Origin of the sequence: Pseudomonas sp. P4795 (assembly GCF_048822895.1) — a bacterium.
In the GTDB taxonomy this organism is placed as follows: domain Bacteria; phylum Pseudomonadota; class Gammaproteobacteria; order Pseudomonadales; family Pseudomonadaceae; genus Aquipseudomonas.
Window position 1 is genome coordinate 1 of record NZ_JBMFBT010000003.1, and the last position, 19,463, is coordinate 19,463.

The following is a 19,463-nucleotide window of genomic DNA, read 5'->3' on the forward strand; positions in this document are numbered from 1 at the left end:
GCCCGCAGGAAAGTTCGTACAGCATTCTCGGACGCGATCAGGCTGCCGCCAACGGCCGACAATGCTAAGGTTCTGACCTAGCTTTTGTACTTTTCCAAGGAAGCCTTCATGCCGGACGCCAAGTCCCTCAACGCTGCATTCATGGTGGTTCAGAGCAACAGCCTGGACGAACTGCGCAGCCTGGTGGTCAGCATAATGCGGCGCTATCCACTGGCTCCCTTGGAGAATGAAATTGCGCTCGTACAAAGCAACGGCATTGCTCAGTGGCTGAAGCTGGCCTTGGCCGAAGATCCTGAAGACGATGATTCGGGTGGTTGCGGCATCGCGGCCGCCATCGATGTGCAATTGCCGGGCAGCTTCATGTGGCAGCTTTACCGAATGGTGCTGGGACGAGATGAAATCCCCGCCAAATCCCTACTCGATAAAGCCCCTCTGACTTGGCGCCTGATGCGTCTATTGCCGCAAGTTATCGATCAACCGCATTTCGAACCGCTCCAGCGCTTCCTCACGCGCGATACCGATATGCGCAAGCGCTATCAGTTGTCCGAACGTCTGGCGGATCTCTTCGACCAATATCAGGTATACCGTGCCGACTGGCTGGAAGATTGGGCCGAAGGACGTCATCAATTACGAAGTGTCAGAGGCGAAGTGAAGCCGCTGCCTCCCACCAGTTGCTGGCAGGCAGAACTGTGGCGCGCGCTGCTCCAGGACGTGGGTGAGAAAGGCATGGCGCAGAGCCGAGCCGGCGTGCACCAGCGATTCATCGAACGCATCACCACGCTTGAAGAAGCGCCGCCAGGCTTGCCGTCCCGGGTGATAGTGTTCGGAATATCCTCACTCCCCGCCCAAGTACTGGAAGCATTGGCCGGGCTGGCACGTTTCAGCCAGGTCCTGTTGTGTGTACATAACCCCTGCCGTTATCACTGGGCGGACATCGTCGCTGACAAAGATCTGCTTCGGCACCAATACAAGCGTCAGGCACGCAAGAGTGGCATGCCCATTGTTCTGGATCCGGAACTGTTGCATCAACACGCCCACCCGTTGCTGGCGGCGTGGGGAAAGCAGGGTCGCGACTACATCAATTTGCTCGACAGTTACGATGACCCTGATGGCTATCGCAGTGCATTTCGCGACGGCCGTATCGACCTGTTCAGCGACACTGATCCGCTGAATATGCTCAACCAGCTCCAGAACGATATTCTCGAACTGCGCCCACTCATTGAGACTCGCGAGCATTGGCCTGCTGTTGATCTGATACAAGACCAGTCAATCCGCTTTCACGTTGCCCATAGCGCCCAGCGTGAAGTGGAAATTCTCCACGATCAGTTATTGGCGCGTTTCAGCGCCAACCGTGAATTACGTCCGCGCGATGTGATCGTGATGGTGCCGGACATCGACAGCTACGCCCCGCATATCCGTGCCGTGTTCGGTCAACTGGATCGCTACGATCCGCGCTTCATCCCGTTCACATTGGCTGACCAGGGCCAGCGCGGCCGTGATCCTTTACTGATCGCGGTCGAGCACTTGCTCAAGCTCCCGGACAGCCGTTTCCCGGTCAGCGAAATCCTCGACCTGCTCGATGTCCCCGCATTGCGCGCCCGGTTTGGTATGGAAGAACGTGATTTACCAACACTGCATCGCTGGATCGAGGGCGCAGGCGTGCGTTGGGGCATGGATGCCGAGCAAAGAGCCGGGCTGGGACTACCACATGAGCTTGAGCAGAACAGCTGGCGTTTCGGTCTACGGCGAATGCTGCTCGGTTATGCCGTAGGCAGTTCTTCAGCCTGTGCCGGAATAGAACCCTACGATGAAATCGGTGGTCTTGACGCTGCATTGATCGGCCCGTTGGTTGCATTGCTTGATGCGCTGGAGCTTTCCCATCAGCAACTCTCGCAACCAGCCAAACCTCAGGAATGGGGAATTCGCTTGCAAGCGCTGACACAGCTGTTTTTCAAAGCCAGCAACGAGCATGACGACTACCTTCTGACCCAACTCGAAGAGCTGCGTGAAACATGGCTAGAGACCTGTGAGTCAGTCCGCTTACTCGACGAACTGCCGCTGACGGTAGTCCGTGAAGCCTGGCTGGCCGGGCTGGATCAGGGGCGCTTGTCCCAGCGCTTCCTCGCCGGTGCAGTGAACTTCTGCACCCTGATGCCGATGCGCGCAATTCCGTTCAAGCTCGTTTGTCTCTTGGGCATGAACGACGGCGATTACCCACGGGCACAACCGCCACTTGACTTCGATTTGATGGGCAGCGACTACCGTCCCGGCGACCGTTCCCGTCGAGAAGACGACCGTTATCTGCTGCTCGAAGCGTTGCTGTCGGCGCGTCATCAGCTCTACATCAGTTGGGTCGGGCGCAGCATCCGCGACAACAGTGAGCGGCCGGCCTCAGTGCTGATTGGTCAATTACGCGATCACCTCGCCAATGGCTGGCGACTCAACGAAGAAGACCAGGATCTGCTGCACGGCATGACTGAGGAGCACCCGCTCCAGCCATTCAGTGCACGCTATTTTCATGAAGGTGATGAACTCTTCAGCTACGCCAGTGAGTGGCAAGTTCTGCATCAGCCCGGTGAACCCGCCAATGTCGCTGCGATGCTTGAACCGCATGTACAAGAAGAACCGCTGAGTCTCGCGCTGCTCCAGGATTTCCTGCGCAACCCGGTTCGGCACTTCTTCACACAAAGGCTGAAAGTCTACTTCGAGGCCGCGCAAGTCCCTCTGGCGGACGAAGAGCCCTTCGTTCTGGACGCGCTACAGCGATACTCCTTGAGCGACAGTTTGCTCGAAGCCGCTCTACGCCAGCCGGATAACATTGATCAAGCCCTGGCAGCTCAAGCACTGCGCTTGCAAAACAGCGGCCTGCTGCCAATGGCCGGTTTCGGCGCAAGTCTGCAACGGGAGTTGATCGAGCCGCTGCCGGATTTGCTGCAGCGTTATCAACAGCTGCTGACGCTTTGGCCGACTCCGATGACCAGCGCAATACCGGTCAGTCTCGAACTCCAAGGTTTGCGCCTGGAAGGATGGCTAGGTGGTTTGCACCAGCGCGCCGATCGCGGTGTGCTGTCGGTGACGACAATCCCCAACAGCATCGGCTCGATCAAAAATCGCAAGTGGCATCGACTGATCAAACCCTGGGTCAATCATCTGGTGGCAGGCGCGAGCGGGCTTTCCTTGACCACTGCATTGGTGGCCAGCGATGAGACGTTGTTGCTTGAACCCATGGCTGAGGACAAGGCCCTGAGCATCCTGGAAAACGTCCTGCTCGCCTGGCAAACCGGAATGCGCCAGCCACTGCCGATCGCGGTGAAGACCGCGTTCGCCTGGCTGGGACAGAGCGACCCGCTAAAAGCCGAAGCCACTGCCCGTAAAACCTACGAAGGTGACGGCCAGACCAGCGAAGGCGAGCGACGTGAAAGCCCGGCCCTGACCCGCCAATTCGCCGACTACGACGCGCTATTGGCGGACGAGACTTTTCCCGACTGGTGCGACGCCTTGTATCGACCATTACTCGCAGCCCCGTGGCGTTCATTGAACGGAGAGGGTTCATGAGTAAGCAAAAGCCCCTCGCACTGGCGTTCCCTCTGCGCGGCAGCCAACTGATCGAAGCCAGTGCCGGCACCGGCAAGACGTTCACCATCTCCGCACTCTACCTGCGCCTGATCCTCGGCCACGGTGACGAGTCGAGCGGTTTTGCTCGTGAGCTGCTGCCGCCGCAAATTCTCGTCGTGACCTTCACCGATGCCGCGACCAAAGAGCTGCGCGAGCGGATTCGCACCCGTCTGTCTGAAGCGGCCCGTTTCTTCCGTGACGAAACACCCGCGCCCGATGCGCTGATTGCTGATTTGCGCGAGGAATATGAGCCCCGGCAATGGCCCGGTTGCGCGAACCGTCTGGACATCGCAGCGCAATGGATGGACGAAGCCGCGGTCTCGACGATCCATAGTTGGTGCCAGCGCATGCTGCGCGAGCACGCGTTCGACAGCGGCAGTCTGTTCACCCAGACCCTGGAAACCGATCACAGCGACCTGCTCGGCGAAGTGCTGCGCGATTACTGGCGGCTGTTCTGCTATCCAATGCAGGGCGATGCGCTGAATTGGGTTCGCGGCAATTGGGGTGGCCCGGCAGCTCTGTTACCTCGGGTGCGCGGCTTGTTCGGCATCGAGCGAGAAAGCGAAGAAGACAAAGCCCCGGCCGAGCTGATTGCCGAGTGTCTGCAAGAACGGCGCAACGCGTTGATCGAGCTGAAGATGCCTTGGCGCGAGTGGGCAGACGAGTTGCTCGCGATCTGCCACCAGGGTGTCGCGACCAAGACGGTCGACGGACGCAAGATGCAGGCGCGCTACTTCGAACCCTGGTTCGAAAAGCTCAAGATGTGGGCCGAAGACGAGAGCCTCGAACAACTCGACATCGGCACCGGCTTCACCCGGCTGACCCCAGATGGCATGGCCGAAGCCTGGAAAACTGATCCACCAAGCCATCCAGGGCTGGATGCAATGCCGGGCCTCAAGTCGAGTCTTGATGCTCTGCCTACTCCCGATGCCGCCGTGTTGCAACACGCCGCCAAATGGGTCGGTGCACGTTTCGAAGAAGAGAAGCGTCGCCGCGCCGAAATGGGCTTCGACGATATGTTGCTGCGTCTGGATGCAGCCCTGCAATCGGAAGGCGGCGAGCGTCTGGCCACGTTGATCCGCGAACAGTTTCCGGTCGCCTTGATCGATGAATTCCAGGACACCGACCCGGTGCAGTACCGGATCTTCGAGAGCATTTATCGCATCGAAGACAACAACCCTGAAACCGGGCTGTTTCTGATCGGTGATCCAAAGCAGGCGATCTACGCTTTCCGTGGTGCGGACATCTACACCTACCTGCGCGCCCGACAAGCCACCACCGGCCGATTGCACACTCTGGGTACCAACTTCCGTTCCAGCCACGGCATGGTCGACGCGGTCAATCATGTCTTCGAACGCGCTGAGTCCCGTAACGAAGGACGCGGCGCGTTTTTGTTTCGAGAGCCAAGCGGCGTCAACCCGGTACCGTTTCTGCCGGTGCAATCTCAGGGGCGTAAGGAGCGATTGCAGATCGGCGGACAAGACGTTCCAGCCTTGAATATCTGGCAGCTCTCCACCGAGCAACCAATCTCCGGTGTGGTGTATCGCCAACAATTGGCCGCCGCTTGCGCCAGTGAAATCACCACGCTGCTCAATGGCGGACAAACTGGTGATGCAGGGTTTGCGCAAGAGGGCAAAGAGCTGCGCGGCCTGCGCCCGGCGGACATTGCAATTCTGGTGCGCGACGGTAAAGAAGCTCAAGCAGTGCGCGGTGAACTTGCGGCTCGCGGCGTACGCAGCGTCTATCTGTCGGACAAGGATTCAGTCTTCGCCGCTCAGGAAGCCCACGACCTGCTGAGCTGGCTCAAGGCGTGCGCGGAGCCGGATGTCGAGCGCGCGTTGAAAGCGGCGCTGGCCTGCCTGACCCTGAATCTGCCATTGGCTGAACTGGAGCGGCTGAATCAGGACGAGTTGGTGTGGGAAGCTCGGGTCATGCAGTTCCGCGGCTATCGCGATCTGTGGCGCAAGCAAGGCGTGCTGCCGATGTTGCGGCGCCTGCTGCACGATTTTCACCTGCCGCAGATTCTCATCACGCGCACCGACGGCGAGCGGGTGCTGACCAATCTGCTGCACCTCTCGGAATTGCTCCAGCAAGCGGCGGCTGAACTCGATGGCGAGCAGGCCCTGATCCGCCATCTGGCTGAGCATCTGGCGCTATCGGGTCAGGCGGGCGAAGAACAGATCCTGCGCCTGGAAAGCGACGAGCAACTGGTCAAGGTTGTGACCATCCACAAATCCAAGGGCCTGGAATATCCGCTGGTTTTTCTGCCGTTCATTTGCTCGGCGAAACCAGTGGATGGCAGTCGCTTGCCGCTGCATTACCACGACGCATCCGGCAAGGCGCAGGTCAGTCTCAAACCCACTGCTGAACTGATTTCGCTGGCTGACGATGAACGCCTCGCAGAAGATCTGCGCTTGCTCTACGTCGCTCTGACTCGAGCGCAACACGCTTGCTGGCTCGGCGTGACGGATCTCAAACGCGGCAATAACAACAGTTCGGTGCTGCATCTTTCGGCACTTGGCTATCTGTTGGGCGGCGGAGCGATATTGCGTGAGTCCAGTGCACTCAACCGCTGGCTGGAGGACTTGCAGGAAAACGCTCCTGCGCTAAAGGTCAGCGAGATGCTCTTGGCGACCAGCGAGTTTTATCTGCCGCCACGCAACGAAGCGACACTCAGTGCGACCTTGGTGCCCAAACGCAAGGCCAGCGAAAACTGGTGGATCGCCTCCTACAGTGCATTGCGTATCAGCGATGTATTGAGCGTTGGCAGTGATGAGGCGCCGGACAGTCCGCAAGCGCAAAAACTCTTCGACGACGAACGTCTCGACCCGGATGCTCCGCGCGAAATCATCACCGGCGGTGCCGATATCCACCGGTTTCCGCGCGGCCCGAATCCCGGAACGTTTCTGCATGGTTTGCTGGAATGGGCGGGCGATGAAGGTTTCGCCGTGTCGCGCAAGGCGCTGGAAGATGCGATTGCGCGACGCTGCAATCTGCGCGGCTGGCAAGGCTGGATCACCACCCTCAGCGACTGGCTGCAACAATTGCTAAAGACGCCGCTACCCGCAGGGATTGGTCAGCCGCCGGTGACGCTCGAACAGCTCAAACAGTATCGCGTCGAGATGGAGTTCTGGTTCGCCAGCCACAAAGTCGATGTGCTCAAACTCGACGAACTGGTGCGCCAACACACTCACAACGGCGTCGCCCGAGTCGCCGCCGAGCCAGTGCAACTCAATGGCATGTTCAAAGGCTTCATCGACCTGACTTTCGAACACGAAGGTCGCTATTACGTGGCGGATTACAAATCCAACTGGCTGGGTGCCGATGACAGCGCCTACACCGAACAGGCCATGGAGCAGTCGATCCTCGATAATCGCTATGACCTGCAATACGTGCTGTACCTCCTGGCCCTGCACCGTCAGCTCAAAGCACGACTTCCCGAGTACGACTACGACCGGCACATCGGCGGTGCGCTGTACCTGTTCTTGCGCGGAACCCGGGCCACTAGCCAAGGCGTGTATTTTGCCCGCCCACCGCGAGAGCTGATCGAGCGACTGGACCGCATGTTCCAGGGCAAAGCTGAACCCAAGGCCGAGCCTGCATGGGAACAAGGAATCTTGCTATGAGCCGGACATTCGCCGACGGACTATCGGCCCCACTAGACGCAGACGCGCTGGCCAACCTGACGCCCCTCACCCGCGCCGATGATCTGCTGCTGTTGCTCGGCCATTGGGTCGAGCGCGGCTGGTTACGCTCGCTGGACAAGGCGTTCGTCGGGTTTCTGCACGAGCTGGCACCCGAAGTTGACCCGCTGGTGCTGCTCGCCGCCGCGTTGACCAGTCACCAGCTCGGCCATGGCCACGTCTGCCTCGATCTGTTCGAAACCCTTGAAGCTCCGGATTTCGCTCTGTCGCTGCCGCCGGAAGGTGATCAACAAGCTGGGGTTTTATTACCATCGCAGTTGCTCGTGACGCTTGATGGCGCGCATTGGTGCAAGGTATTGGCCGAGAGTTCGCTGGTAGCGCAGGCGGCCGATGTCAGTGATTCTGCCTCGCAACGTCCGCTGGTGTTGTCGGGCAAACGCTTGTACCTGCGTCGCTACTGGGCCTACGAGCGACGCATCGACAATGCGTTGCGCCAACGCCTCGCACAGCAAGAACCAACACCGCAAGACCTGTCGCAGCGACTTAACGAACTGTTCGGCTTGGCGCAACAGACGGACGTGATCGACTGGCAAAAACTTGCCTGCGCGCTGGCGACCCGAGGTGCTTTCAGCATCGTCACCGGTGGCCCGGGGACCGGTAAAACCACCACGGTGGTGCGCCTGCTGGCTTTGCTGCAGTCCCCAGCCGTTCAGGCCGGCAAGCCACTGCGCATCCGTCTGGCAGCGCCTACTGGTAAAGCGGCGGCGCGCCTGACCGAATCCATCAGCCAGCAAGTGCAATCACTGGACATCGCCGAAACGGTTCGCGAGAAGATCCCCTCGGACGTGACGACCGTGCACCGCCTGCTCGGCAGCCGTCCCGGCACGCGGCATTTCCGCCACCACGCCGGTAATCGTCTGCCGCTGGACGTGCTGGTGGTCGATGAAGCCTCGATGATCGACCTGGAAATGATGGCTAACCTGCTCGATGCCCTGCCGCCGCACGCTCGCCTGGTATTGCTCGGTGACAAGGATCAGCTCGCCTCTGTGGAGGCCGGCGCGGTGTTGGGCGATCTGTGCCGCGACGCCGAGGCTGGTTACTACAGTCCGCAGACGCGCCAGTGGCTGGAGTCAGTAAGCGGTGAGTCCCTGGCCGCCAGCGAGTTGCACGAAGACACCGATGGATCGCACCCGCTCGCCCAGCAAGTGGTGATGCTGCGACACTCGCGGCGCTTCGGCGAGGGCAGTGGCATTGGGCAACTTGCGCGCCGGGTGAATCGGCAATTGCCGGACGAGGCACGGCAGCTTTTGAGCGCCGGCGGCTACGATGATGTGTTCTCGTTGTCGCTCAAGGGCGAGCGCGATCAGGCCCTTGAACGCCTCGTTCTCGATGGACACGGCGCAGGCCCGCAAGGCTACCGGCATTACCTGAGCGTCCTGCGCCAGCAACGTCCCTCAACCGCCACACCACTTGAAGACCCGCAATGGATCGAATGGGCGCGGGATGTTTTGCAGGCATTCGACACCTTCCAGTTACTCTGTGCCGTGCGCAAAGGCCCATGGGGTGTCGAGGGCCTGAACCAGCGCATCACCGACGCACTGCTCAAGGCTCGACTGATCGACAGCGATCAGCAATGGTACGAAGGCCGGCCCGTTTTGATGACCCGCAACGACTACGGTCTGGGTCTGATGAACGGCGATATCGGCATCGCGCTCAAGCTGCCCGAGCGCGAAGGGCCGGACGCCGGTAAACCAGTGCTGCGCGTGGCATTCCCGCGCAATGATGGTCGCGGCGGGGTGCGCTTCGTATTGCCTAGCCGGCTCAACGACGTTGAAACCGTGTACGCGATGACCGTACACAAGTCCCAGGGCTCTGAATTCGCGCATACCGCGTTGATCCTGCCCGATGCGCTGAATCCAGTGCTGACAAAAGAATTGATCTACACCGGAATCACCCGCGCCAAGCACTGGTTCACCCTGATCGAACCGCGTGCCGGCGTGTTTGAAGAGGCCGTACAACGCAAGGTCAAACGCCTGAGCGGGTTGATGCTTGAGCTGGAGCAGGGCGCTGATAGTCACTTATGAACATTGCAGCGTTGGATGGCGATAACTGACCAACCGGTCAGAGGGCGCTGTATCGCTGGTGTTCCAACGCTGTGCTATCGTTGCGGCATCATTCCGTAACGATCCAAGAGTATCTCTGCATGAAGGTGGCCATCTGGGCGACAGAGCGCGTATATGGCTGCAAGCAGTTGGTGCTTGGCAGTCTGCTCCTGATGCTGGCAGGTATGGCCATCGCGCAAGCGCAAACGCCGCCCGGTATGGCTGAGCAACGAGCCAAGTCGGTTACTCAGGTCGTGCTTGGGATCCTCAGTTATGCGCGCTGGCCGGTCGAGCCGGCGCAGTTGCACCTGTGCATCGTCGGTCCCACCGAATACACCGATGATCTGGTTAAGGGCACGACCCAAGCCACGGGCCGTCCGGTTACCGTGCGCCGTTTGCTCGCCGACAATCCAGCCATCGTCAGTGAATGCAACGCGGTGTACATCGGCAAACTCACGGCGGATGAACGCAGCCGGCTGTTCGCTTCTCTGATTGGCCATCCGATATTGAGCATCAGCGAAAGCGACGATCAATGCACGGTCGGCAGCCTGTTCTGCCTGCGCGTCGGAGATGAGCAAGTGTCGTTCGAGGTCAACCTCGACTCCGTTGCCCGCAGTGGCGTGCGCATTCATCCAAGCGTGCTGCAGTTGTCCCGCCGCAAGCCGGCGGCGCCATGAAAAAGCATAACTCCACAGAACTGCCGAGCCTCGGCTCGGTGATCGGTCGCGGGCATTTGATTGTTGCGTTGATAGCGGTGGCGATGGCGAGCGTTTCGCTGACGCTGCTGGGCGTGTTGGCGTTGCGGGTTTATGCCGATCACAACCTGCACCTGATCGCCCGTTCGATCAGCTACACGGTCGAAGCGGCAGTGGTGTTCGACGACAAGACCGCCGCGTCCGAAGCGCTGGGCTTGATCGCCGGGACCGAAGAAGTCGCCCACGCGCAGGTCCTCGACAGCAACGGTGAATTGATCGCCAGTTGGCAGCGGCCGGAGAACGGTTTCATCACTGAATTGGAAATGCAGGTCGCCCGCGTCATCCTGGAAAAACCCGTGAGCCTGCCAATCGTGCATCAGGATCGTGAGATCGGCCGCGTCTTGCTCACCGGTCACGGCGGCAGTCTGATGCGCTTTCTGCTCAGTGGTCTGGCCGGGATCATTCTGTGTACCGCGATCAGCGCCTGGGTCGCGTTGTATCTGGCGCGTCGTCAATTGCGCGGGATCATCGGCCCACTGCACAGCCTCGCCAGCGTAGCCCACGCCGCTCGCAGTGAACGCGTACTGGATCGTCGTGTGCCGCCGGCCAAAATTGCCGAACTCGACAACCTCGGTAACGACTTCAATGCCTTGCTCGACGAACTCGAATCCTGGCAATCGCATCTGCAGACCGAGAACGAAACTCTCGCCCATCAGGCCAGCCACGACAGCCTGACCGGATTGCCGAACCGAGGGTTTTTCGAAGGCCGACTCATGCGCGCCCTGCGCAGCGCGCACAAAAACAACGAGCGGGTGGCGGTGTTGTTTCTCGACAGCGACCGTTTCAAAGGTATCAACGATAACTTCGGCCACGCTGCCGGCGATGCGGTGCTGGTCGCGGTGGCCAATCGGATACGCGCGCAGTTGCGCGAAGAAGATCTGGTGGCGCGTCTGGGCGGCGACGAGTTCGCCGTGCTGCTGACGCCGTTGCACAGGACTGCAGACGCCGAGCGCATTGCCGACAAGATTCTCGCGAGCATGGATATGCCCATCGCGTTGCCGGGCGACAGCAGTGTGGTGACCTCGCTCAGTATCGGCATCGCGGTTTATCCCGATCATGGCTCCACGCCCGGCGCCTTGCTGAATGCCGCCGACGCGGCAATGTACCAAGCCAAGCGCCTGTCGCGTGGCGCCCAATTCACTGCCGGGTCGGAGCACCCGGTCGAACCCGTTCAAACCAGGAGCTGATCTCCGTGTTCTCACTTTCTTCGCGTTTGTTTTTCTCTGTGCTGCTAATGGCTGTGCTGGCCCTGACCGGTTGCCAGACCGCGCCGCAAAAAGGCCTGACCCCGGCGCAGATTACCGTGCTCAAACAACAAGGCTTCGCACCGACCGACGAGGGCTGGGAGTTTGGTCTGTCGGGCAAAGTGCTGTTTGGCAGTGATGTCGAAAGTCTTAACCAGCAGAGTACCGAGATTGTCGAAAGGATCGGCAAGGCACTCTTGGGGATCGGCATCGAGCGCGTGCGGGTCGACGGTCATACCGACGCCTCCGGCAAGGAAACCTACAACCAGCAACTGTCGCTGCGCCGGGCCAAAAGCGTGGCCAACGTGTTGAGCACTGTCGGCATGAAGGAGGAGAACATTCAGTTGCAGGGGCTGGGCAGTCGCGATCCGGTAGCGTCCAATGACACCGCCGCCGGCCGCACCGAAAACCGCCGCGTCTCGATTGTGGTCAGCGCCGACTAATCGGCGAACAACATCTCGCGAGTCTGACCCATCAGCAGCGCCTGATTACGCTCAGTCACCTCGCGGATGTAATCCCACAACAGGGTGATCCGCTTCAACTTCCTGAGATCCTCGCGGCAGTACATCCAGAACTTCAAGGAAAACAGGTTAACCCAATGATTACGGGGTCTAACCGCTATGAGTCTCCTTGAAGTTCAACCTGCTGTATCAAACACTGTTTCAAGTCTTACGTTTCCTGTGAAGCCGACCACAAGGCTGGCTAAGCCGTATCACTTCCGGCGCAACGGTATCTACTACATGCGTCTCCGAGCTACAGGCAGCACCTCTAATCTCGCTTCGGTTTCCCTGAAGACCAGCAACAGAAGGGAGGCTATGGATGCCGCAGAACAGCTTACGGGGTTCGTCAGGGCCTTCCATGTGGAGAACCCAGAGGCTTCATGGGGCGAACTGAAGGAACACTTTCGGTTGGTCTCTGTGGAGCTGTTTGAGTCCGTGCGTGATCGTGGTGTGAGGCAGGTGTGGGGCGGATTGCATGATGGCCACTCAGGGCCTGTCGGCAGCTCTACGCGACCCCTGAAGTCAGTAGCGAGCGCTTCTATGTCCTTATCTGTAATCGCTCCCGCAGTAACCTTTGAGGCCCTTTCAGCTCTCTATGTGGCTGACCGTGGGCAAGACCAAAAGGCCTCTACCCTTAAAGAAACCACGATTTGCCATAGGGTACTCGGGCTGGTTCTCGGTGAACTGGACATGCGGACTCACTCACGGGCTGACCTCGTTGCGCTTCGTGATCGTCTTTCAGATGGCCGCATGCCCTCAACGGTCAATAAGCTGATCGTGAAGTTATCGGCTGTCCTCGCATGGTCAGTTGAAAATGGTCATATATCCAAGTCATACGATAGGAACCTGAAGTTCACAAAGGGCACTGAGTCGAGCCGTAAGGCGTTCACGCAAGACCAGGTAGGCAAGCTGGTGGCTTACTCCAATACGCTGCCAGAGACCTCATGGAAGCGCTGGTTGTTGAGCCTCGGGGCTATCACTGGGGGGCGTCTGAATGAAATCTCACAGTTGACGGTAGGTGACGTGCAGACCCTTGCTTCAGGTATCACGGTCATTCACATCAACGAAGCAGGAGAGGGGAAGTCAATCAAGAATAAGCGTAGTGAACGGCTGGTGCCACTGACTGACGGTGCCTATGGGTTCGACCTTGCAGCGTTCTTGCGGTACGTCGAGGCATGCACGCTCAGCGGGTCGGACTCATTGGCTCAGATTGGTTACAGGCCCGGTGGTGAGTGGGCGAATCAGCAGGCAATCCCAGCAGCCCTTGGGGAATCCTTTGGTCCCGGTTTAACGTTCCATTCCATGCGGCACTCGTTGGCTTCCCTGATGCAGGCCAAAGGGGTCCCAACGGCTTACGCACAGGCTGTGATGGGTCATGCATCGGGTACGATTACTTTTGATGTCTACGGCTCTGGGGTTCCCGTTGAGACCATAGCGGAGATGCTTGTGGGGTTGTTTGACGGTGGTGGTCAACGACTGTGTTAGAGACTGTTTTGGCGACTCCTTACTTGTACAAGCGTATTAAGGTTTACTACCTGCGTTTGCGGGTTCGCGGGGTTAATTCAGATAGCATTTCCTTCTCACTCCACACCAGTGATAAGACCGTGGCTATCGGAATCACCGAGGACATCTTGAAGCGCCTGGCCAAGTATCACCTCGCAAGGCCATCAGCTACATGGAAACAGCTTAGGACGCGTCTACCTGAAATCACACAGCAGTGTTTAGCTACTGCACACGGGGACGCTTCCACAGCCGCTTACAGGGCAGTCCCGGCGAAGCTTCAGGATTCAGCAGTAAGTGAGCTACCAAAAGCGGGAAGCGCTGGAGGAGTGCGTATTGATAAAAACTTCCACTTCACGCCTCGCGGTGTCGCTGATACGAATTGCTCGATTCATCAGCCCGACTACGGCAACCCTGAAAGGGGCTTCGGTAATCCTCGTGGTGAATACAAGGTCAATCTGACCATTCCGCGCCGTGAAGCTCAGCCGCTTATCGATACGATTGTTGATGCCCACGAAGCAAACTATTCGGCACTGGTGAAGCAGTTCGAGAAAGACAAGCCAGCTTTGCGCGCCCAGTTACAGCAAGGCAGAAAGCTACAAGAACCCCACGAGGGCGACATGCCGTTCTTCGAGAATGACGACGGCACTGTAACGTTCAAGATTAAGGGCTATGCGTCGTACATCGACAGCAAGACCCAAGAGTCCAAGCCGCTGGTCCTCAAGGTCGTTGACGCCAAGGGCAAGCGCATCGAGAACGTTCCGGCCATTTCAGGCGGCTCTGAGCTGAAAGTGAAGTTCGCACTGCTCCCCTACGGCTGGAGTTTGGTGGCCGGTGCGTCCGTCATCTTGCAGCTCGACAGCGTTATGCTGATTAAGCTGGTCAAGCCCAACACCGATGCTTCGGATGATGGATGGGCAAATGAGGCTGTTGCAGATGGTTACGAAGCTGAGGGAGGGCTGGGCCAAGTAGCGCCCTCTCAGCCCGCATCTCGGATGTGATATTGAATGCCGCGGATACGCCGTCGAGGAAGCGAAGCGCGGATTAGCTCTTTTCTCCTATGTCCGCCGTGTCTAAAGGGCACTCAAAGGGTCCTGTAGGCTTCCCATCCTCTCCAGTTAACAACCACCAGCGATAGGCCGGAAATACCCGCCCCAATATCTCTATCTCTTCCAGCCCCATGCGCGCACGACCGCGCTTTACATTCTGCCAGCGTACGTAAGGTACATCCCCCGCGCTTGCAAGGTCCCCTAAAAGCGCCCGATGCATTAGCAGGGCGGCGCGTTCAGCAATATCCATAAGATCCCTTAGAAAGTGGTTGGATTGTGTAAATAGTACATGTACTCTGTACATATGACTACTAAGAACACCTTCCACAATCTCATGCTATCACACGCATTGAGACTCAAACAGACCACCTATAGGACCTTTGCACCTCATGAATACTACTTACAACCTGACCAATTTCACCTCGGCCAAAGTCGCCAACAACATCCTTGCAGCCATGCAGGAGTCCTTAAAGACCGGCCTTGCGCAGTACGTAACGAATCGCAGGGGCCGTCAGTGGCTCCGTGTGGACATCAAGCGGGACGACAACAACCGCCTCTATTTCCAGTTCCTCACAGACACCATGCAGGAAGTGGGGTATCACCTCTTAAAGGCCGCTCTGTTCCATTGGTCTCGTGAGGATGAGCGTGAATTCTCAGGCCTTAACGCGGCTCTGTACCGTCTGCCAGCTCATCCACTGGACATGATTCTGGATTCTCAAGAAGAGGCTAAACGGATCAAGCGGGAAGCCTCAAGGATTCGCCGTGTATACCTGTGGTGGGTTGAATATTACCGAACACGTCACGCGAAACAAGTAGAAGCCCTTTGACGGATAACTAAAGGGCGCGCCGTATTTATCTCAGTAGTCACAGTTGGTTAATCAAACCTTGCCAGCTCCTGAATAACGTCCGCCTTCGCATTGCCAACTCTATGAGCCTTAACCCTTAGAGACTTCTTTAAGTCCTCTTTGCGGACCTCTGCGCTCTCGATTCAGCAAAACACCTAACTAATTAGTTAGAGGCCGTAAAAGGCCTCTAAGGGATCTCCATGTCCGCAGAAAGCCAAATTCAACCAACTAAGCACGACTTCAGCGACATCAAAGATAAAGCCTCGTGGGCCTTTGAAACTCTTTCAGGAATGTACGGGCCTGATCTTGCAGCTACTCAACTTGCCCTTGAACATGAAGCTTACACACTGGGCGAAGAGCGTTTTCATAAAGCACTTGAGCGTCAGATTGATCGCGGTGAGTTTGCAGATAACGCGACCGCAAAACACGTATTGACCTCCCTTGTTCCCATGATGATGACTGCCTTTGATAACTGGGTTGAACATCAAGTAACGAAGGTTCGCCGTAAGCATGTGGGTCTTCAGTTCTTTCAGATGGTCAAGTCTGAGAACGTAGCGGCTATCACCGTGAAAATCGTGTTGAACACAGTGGCGAAAAAAGGTCCTCAAAGCGTGCAGAGTCTGGCCGTAGCCCTTGGCCGTGGTCTTGAGGAAGAAGCCCGCTTTGGCCGTATCCGTGAGCAGGAAGCTGACCACTTCAACAAGAACATCCGTAAGGCTCTCAACAAGCGCAACGGCCACACCTACAAGGTCAAGTTCCTTGAGAAGGTCGAAGCGCACATGCAGGAAGCCAACGAGCTTGAGTCCTCGTGGGCCTCTTGGAACGCCGTAGATAATGACGTGGCGTATCACATGGGCATCCGCCTGTTAGAGCTGCTCATTGAGTCCACGCAGTTGGTCGAGATGAAGCGTGAGAACGCAGGCAACATAAAGCTCGACGGTGAGTTCATCTACCTGACCCAAGCGTGGGCCGACAAGCTGTGCAACCGGGCGTTCTCTCTGGCCGGAATCACTCCACGTCACCAGCCAATGATTGTCCCACCGAAAGAGTGGACCAAGATGATTGGCGGGGGCTACTGGGCCAAGGGACGCAAGCCTATTCCATTGATTCGTGTGCGCTCTAAACGTGCCCTTCAGCGTTACCGTGACGTGTCCATGCCCGAGGTCTACAAGGCCGTAAACATTGCTCAAGCCTCAGCATGGAAGGTCAACACAAAGGTCCTCGAAGTCGCCAAAGCGATCATGGAATGGAAACACGTTCCTATCGACAAGTTTCCTACTGCTGACCGTGAGGAACTGCCAGTCCAGCCGGATGGCATTGGGGAAGACCCTGTGGTTCTGAAGGCTTGGAAGAAGGAAGCAGCGGGTGTCTATCGCCGTGACCGTGCCCGTGTAAGCCGTCGCCTGTCCTATGAGTTCATCATTGAGCAGGCCGAGAAGTTCGCTGATTACGAGGCCATCTACTTCCCGTACAACCTCGATTGGCGTGGCCGTGTTTACGCAATCCCGTCGTTCAACCCCCAGGGCAACGATATGACCAAGGGGATGCTCATGGCTTCCGTTGCGGAGCCTGTAGGCAAGGACGGCATCGAGTGGCTGAAGATCCACGGAGCCAACTGCGCAGGCGTTGATAAGGTTGACTTCAGCCAGCGCAAAAAGTGGGTAGAGGACAACGAAGAGTTAATCCTTGAGATTGCTCGGGACCCACTGGGCCAGCCTGAGTGGACCAAGATGGATTCTCCGTTCTGCTTCTTGGCGTTCTGCTTTGAATGGGCCGGTGTGGTCGAACATGGCGAACTCTGGGAGTCGGCTCTACCGATTGCCTTTGATGGTTCCTGCTCGGGTATTCAGCACTTCTCGGCAATGCTGCGCGACGAGCGGGGTGGTCGTGCGGTAAACCTGCTTCCTTCTGATGAAGTGCAGGACATCTATCGGCTGGTCGCTGAGGAGGTCATTGAGAAGGTCAAAAAGGACCTTATCGAAGGGACTGAAGACAGTGTGCAGCTCATCACCAACGAGAAGACCGGTGAGATTACTGAGCGCCGCATTCTGGGTACTCGGACACTCGCTCAGGGCTGGATGGGCTACGGGATCAGCCGCAAGGTGACCAAGCGTTCTGTTATGACACTGGCGTACGGCTCAAAGGCCTTCGGGTTCACCGATCAGGTCCGCGACGACATCATTCAGCCAGCGATTGACGAAGGTGACGGCGCTCAGTGGTTTCCTGATGCACAGCAATGCGCTCGCTACATGGCCAACATGATTTGGGACTCTGTGAGCGTGGTCGTGGTGAAGGCCGTTGAGGCCATGCTGTGGCTACAGAAAGCGGCAAAGCTACTGGCTACTGAGGTCACTGCGACCAAGAAGACCAAGAAGAACCCCGAGCCGGAAATCCTCAAGCCGTGCATGCCTGTTTACTGGGTGACGCCTGACGGGTTCCCTGTTTGGCAGGAGTACATGAAGCCTATTCAGCGTCGGGTTGAGCTGATGTTCCTCGGGACTATTCGCCTGCGCTCCACGGTGAATATCAAGGACTCGGACATTATCGACGGGCCTAAGCAGGAGTCGGGTATCTCTCCGAACTTCGTACACAGCCAAGACGGGTCCCACCTCCGCAAGACGGTCGTTAAGGCCTCTGAATGCTACGGCGTGGAGTTCTTCGCGTTGATCCACGATAGCTTCGGGACCATCCCAGCGAAGGCCGGAAAGATGTTCAAAGCTGTGCGTGAAACGATGGTCGAGACGTACACCGAAAACGATGTGCTTGATGACTTCCGTGAGCAGTTCATGGAGCAACTTCACGAAAGCCAGTTAGAAAAGATGCCACCACTGCCAACCAAAGGGACTTTGGACATCTCAAAGATTCTGGAGAGCGAATTCGCGTTCGCTTAGTCGAATCTCTTTCAGGGGGATCGAACTGGACATCCTCACCGGCCACCCAGAACACGAGCAGTTGTTCGTTGCTACTCAGGTAGCCCGTGCTGTGGGCTTACTAAACCCTTCTATTGCCGTGCGGGATTACCGAAAGACACGGATGGGCGCCGATGCGGGACGGACCCTTTTAAGTGTCATGGGAAATTTACCCATCAAAGACATTCCGAAAGACCCAGCAGGTCGCAGGCTCAAAGGAGTTACCACGCTTTTCACCGAGTCCGAGGTTAACCGGATGCTCATGCGGGGAAGCACCGAAAAGGCCTATGAGTTCCAAGAGTGGCTTGCTGATGAGGTGGTTCCGACCATCCGCAAGACAGGCAAGTACGACGCTGAGCAGTCCACCAATCCAATCGCCCAAGGCGTGATGGATGAGCTGCGCCGATTCTGATCCGCTCGCAGAGGTCTGGTCTATGATATCTGTCCACTTTAGATCGACATCTTAAAGTGGACAGATTAAAGTGGACAGATTCCAACCCAATGAGGACATGTAATGACCCTGGCAACACCTGCACTTCGTTTTGAACCATTCCAAGGACCCGGATTGAACCTTCAGGTCGTCATGGGGCACCCTAAGCATGAGCTGTTGTTTATTGCCACCCAAGTACTAAACCAAGCGGGCCTTAAGGATGGTAAGCGCCAGATCCAACGCTACAAAGAAGCCGAGGGTATGTACCAAATTAAAGACTTAATCCGGGAAGTGTCCGATTTGGAAGCTGGGAGTATAGAAGCCAGTCACCCACTCGCCCCCTTTATCAATGCGTGTAAGTCCCTAATTGGGCCAAGGTGGAAGGATGGATGGGTCTGCACGGAATCGGTCATGTACAGGATTCTGTTTCGTGGCAACTCCCCACAATCTGAACCGTTCCGCCAGTGGGTTTGCTCTATCCTTTTACCTACCTTACGCAAGACCGGTGAATACACTTACCTCCCCGAGCATGGCGAGCGGGCGGTGGCCCTCGCTTGGGAGGCCTTTAAGTCCCGTGCAGCTACAGATGAACAATATGCCGCTAAGTGGACAGATCGCATGGAAAAGTTAAGTGGACAGAAAATGTTATTAGAACATCGTCCCCTTTAAGGCATCCCAATGTAGGAAAATTGCCCACTTTATCGCATTCCTGTGGGAGGTCCGGGCGACTCACTGGGCACGTTCCGGCCCCTATCACTTAGTGCATATCACCAATTGCGTCCCTCAGGATCGTCCCAGCGGGCTGGCCAAGATTGCCGCGTCATTTGCTTACAGCGTGGTTATGATTCTTCAGGCCAGGCTCCTGCTGAA

The 19,463-nt window shown here is 57.5% G+C and carries 12 protein-coding genes and 1 pseudogene; 12 read left to right on the forward strand and 1 reads right to left on the reverse strand.

Annotated features, from left to right (window positions below):
• The first annotated feature begins 108 nt into the window (after positions 1-108).
• The 6 genes from recC (at position 109) to ACOI8A_RS08640 (ending at position 11,803) form a co-directional block, all read left to right on the forward strand.
• The gene (recC, locus tag ACOI8A_RS08615; protein ID WP_420651125.1) at positions 109-3,555 is read left to right on the forward strand and encodes an exodeoxyribonuclease V subunit gamma; all 3,447 of its coding nucleotides are present in this window, start codon (positions 109-111) and stop codon (positions 3,553-3,555) included.
• The gene (recB, locus tag ACOI8A_RS08620) at positions 3,552-7,241 is read left to right on the forward strand and encodes an exodeoxyribonuclease V subunit beta (RefSeq protein ID WP_420651124.1); all 3,690 of its coding nucleotides are present in this window, start codon (positions 3,552-3,554) and stop codon (positions 7,239-7,241) included. The genes recC and recB overlap by 4 nt, the downstream gene beginning before the upstream one ends.
• Positions 7,238-9,343: an exodeoxyribonuclease V subunit alpha gene (gene recD / locus ACOI8A_RS08625; RefSeq protein ID WP_420651123.1), complete on the forward strand. Its 2,106-nt coding sequence runs from the start codon at positions 7,238-7,240 to the stop codon at positions 9,341-9,343. Before recB ends, recD begins: the two co-directional genes overlap by 4 nt.
• Positions 9,344-9,462: 119 nt before the next feature.
• On the forward strand, positions 9,463-10,038 hold the full coding sequence (locus tag ACOI8A_RS08630; RefSeq protein ID WP_420651122.1) for a YfiR family protein: 576 nt from the start codon (positions 9,463-9,465) through the stop codon (positions 10,036-10,038).
• Positions 10,035-11,303 carry a diguanylate cyclase domain-containing protein gene (locus ACOI8A_RS08635; RefSeq protein ID WP_420651121.1) on the forward strand — a complete coding sequence of 423 codons (1,269 nt, stop codon included), beginning with the start codon at positions 10,035-10,037 and terminating at the stop codon, positions 11,301-11,303. Before ACOI8A_RS08630 ends, ACOI8A_RS08635 begins: the two co-directional genes overlap by 4 nt.
• Before the next feature lie 47 nt (positions 11,304-11,350).
• The gene (locus ACOI8A_RS08640; protein WP_420651126.1) at positions 11,351-11,803 is read left to right on the forward strand and encodes an OmpA family protein; all 453 of its coding nucleotides are present in this window, start codon (positions 11,351-11,353) and stop codon (positions 11,801-11,803) included.
• Here ACOI8A_RS08640 and ACOI8A_RS08645 read toward each other — a convergent pair.
• Positions 11,800-11,937: pseudogene (locus ACOI8A_RS08645) on the reverse strand (LysR family transcriptional regulator); the annotation flags it as partial. The gene ACOI8A_RS08640 and the pseudogene ACOI8A_RS08645 sit on opposite strands and share 4 nt — an antisense overlap.
• A gap of 238 nt (positions 11,938-12,175) precedes the next feature.
• Here ACOI8A_RS08645 and ACOI8A_RS08650 point away from each other — a divergent pair.
• The 6 genes from ACOI8A_RS08650 (at position 12,176) to ACOI8A_RS08675 (ending at position 19,262) form a co-directional block, all read left to right on the forward strand.
• Positions 12,176-13,345, forward strand: a complete 1,170-nt coding sequence (locus ACOI8A_RS08650) for a tyrosine-type recombinase/integrase (protein ID WP_420651544.1) — start codon at positions 12,176-12,178, stop codon at positions 13,343-13,345.
• Positions 13,346-13,368: 23 nt separating this feature from the next.
• Positions 13,369-14,361: a DUF2815 family protein gene (locus tag ACOI8A_RS08655; protein ID WP_420651545.1), complete on the forward strand. Its 993-nt coding sequence runs from the start codon at positions 13,369-13,371 to the stop codon at positions 14,359-14,361.
• 437 nt (positions 14,362-14,798) lie between these two features.
• Positions 14,799-15,236 carry a hypothetical protein gene (locus ACOI8A_RS08660; protein WP_420651546.1) on the forward strand — a complete coding sequence of 146 codons (438 nt, stop codon included), beginning with the start codon at positions 14,799-14,801 and terminating at the stop codon, positions 15,234-15,236.
• 218 nt (positions 15,237-15,454) lie between these two features.
• Positions 15,455-18,145 carry a DNA-directed RNA polymerase gene (locus tag ACOI8A_RS08665; RefSeq protein ID WP_420651547.1) on the forward strand — a complete coding sequence of 897 codons (2,691 nt, stop codon included), beginning with the start codon at positions 15,455-15,457 and terminating at the stop codon, positions 18,143-18,145.
• A 31-nt stretch (positions 18,146-18,176) separates the two neighbouring features.
• Positions 18,177-18,575, forward strand: a complete 399-nt coding sequence (locus ACOI8A_RS08670; RefSeq protein WP_420651562.1) for a Bro-N domain-containing protein — start codon at positions 18,177-18,179, stop codon at positions 18,573-18,575.
• Between the two features lie 102 nt (positions 18,576-18,677).
• Positions 18,678-19,262: a BRO family protein gene (locus tag ACOI8A_RS08675; protein WP_420651548.1), complete on the forward strand. Its 585-nt coding sequence runs from the start codon at positions 18,678-18,680 to the stop codon at positions 19,260-19,262.
• Positions 19,263-19,463 lie beyond the last annotated feature (201 nt).

What these genes read in the sequence shown, in the direction of transcription:
- ACOI8A_RS08660 (WP_420651546.1), top strand. Translation starts at nt 14,799, where the DNA reads ATGAATACTACTTACAACCTGACCAATTTCACCTCGGCCAAAGTCGCC.
- recD (WP_420651123.1), top strand. Translation starts at nt 7,238, where the DNA reads ATGAGCCGGACATTCGCCGACGGACTATCGGCCCCACTAGACGCAGAC.
- ACOI8A_RS08635 (WP_420651121.1), top strand. Translation starts at nt 10,035, where the DNA reads ATGAAAAAGCATAACTCCACAGAACTGCCGAGCCTCGGCTCGGTGATC.
- ACOI8A_RS08675 (WP_420651548.1), top strand. Translation starts at nt 18,678, where the DNA reads ATGACCCTGGCAACACCTGCACTTCGTTTTGAACCATTCCAAGGACCC.
- recB (WP_420651124.1), top strand. Translation starts at nt 3,552, where the DNA reads ATGAGTAAGCAAAAGCCCCTCGCACTGGCGTTCCCTCTGCGCGGCAGC.
- ACOI8A_RS08665 (WP_420651547.1), top strand. Translation starts at nt 15,455, where the DNA reads ATGTCCGCAGAAAGCCAAATTCAACCAACTAAGCACGACTTCAGCGAC.
- recC (WP_420651125.1), top strand. Translation starts at nt 109, where the DNA reads ATGCCGGACGCCAAGTCCCTCAACGCTGCATTCATGGTGGTTCAGAGC.
- ACOI8A_RS08630 (WP_420651122.1), top strand. Translation starts at nt 9,463, where the DNA reads ATGAAGGTGGCCATCTGGGCGACAGAGCGCGTATATGGCTGCAAGCAG.
- ACOI8A_RS08650 (WP_420651544.1), top strand. Translation starts at nt 12,176, where the DNA reads ATGGATGCCGCAGAACAGCTTACGGGGTTCGTCAGGGCCTTCCATGTG.
- ACOI8A_RS08640 (WP_420651126.1), top strand. Translation starts at nt 11,351, where the DNA reads ATGGCTGTGCTGGCCCTGACCGGTTGCCAGACCGCGCCGCAAAAAGGC.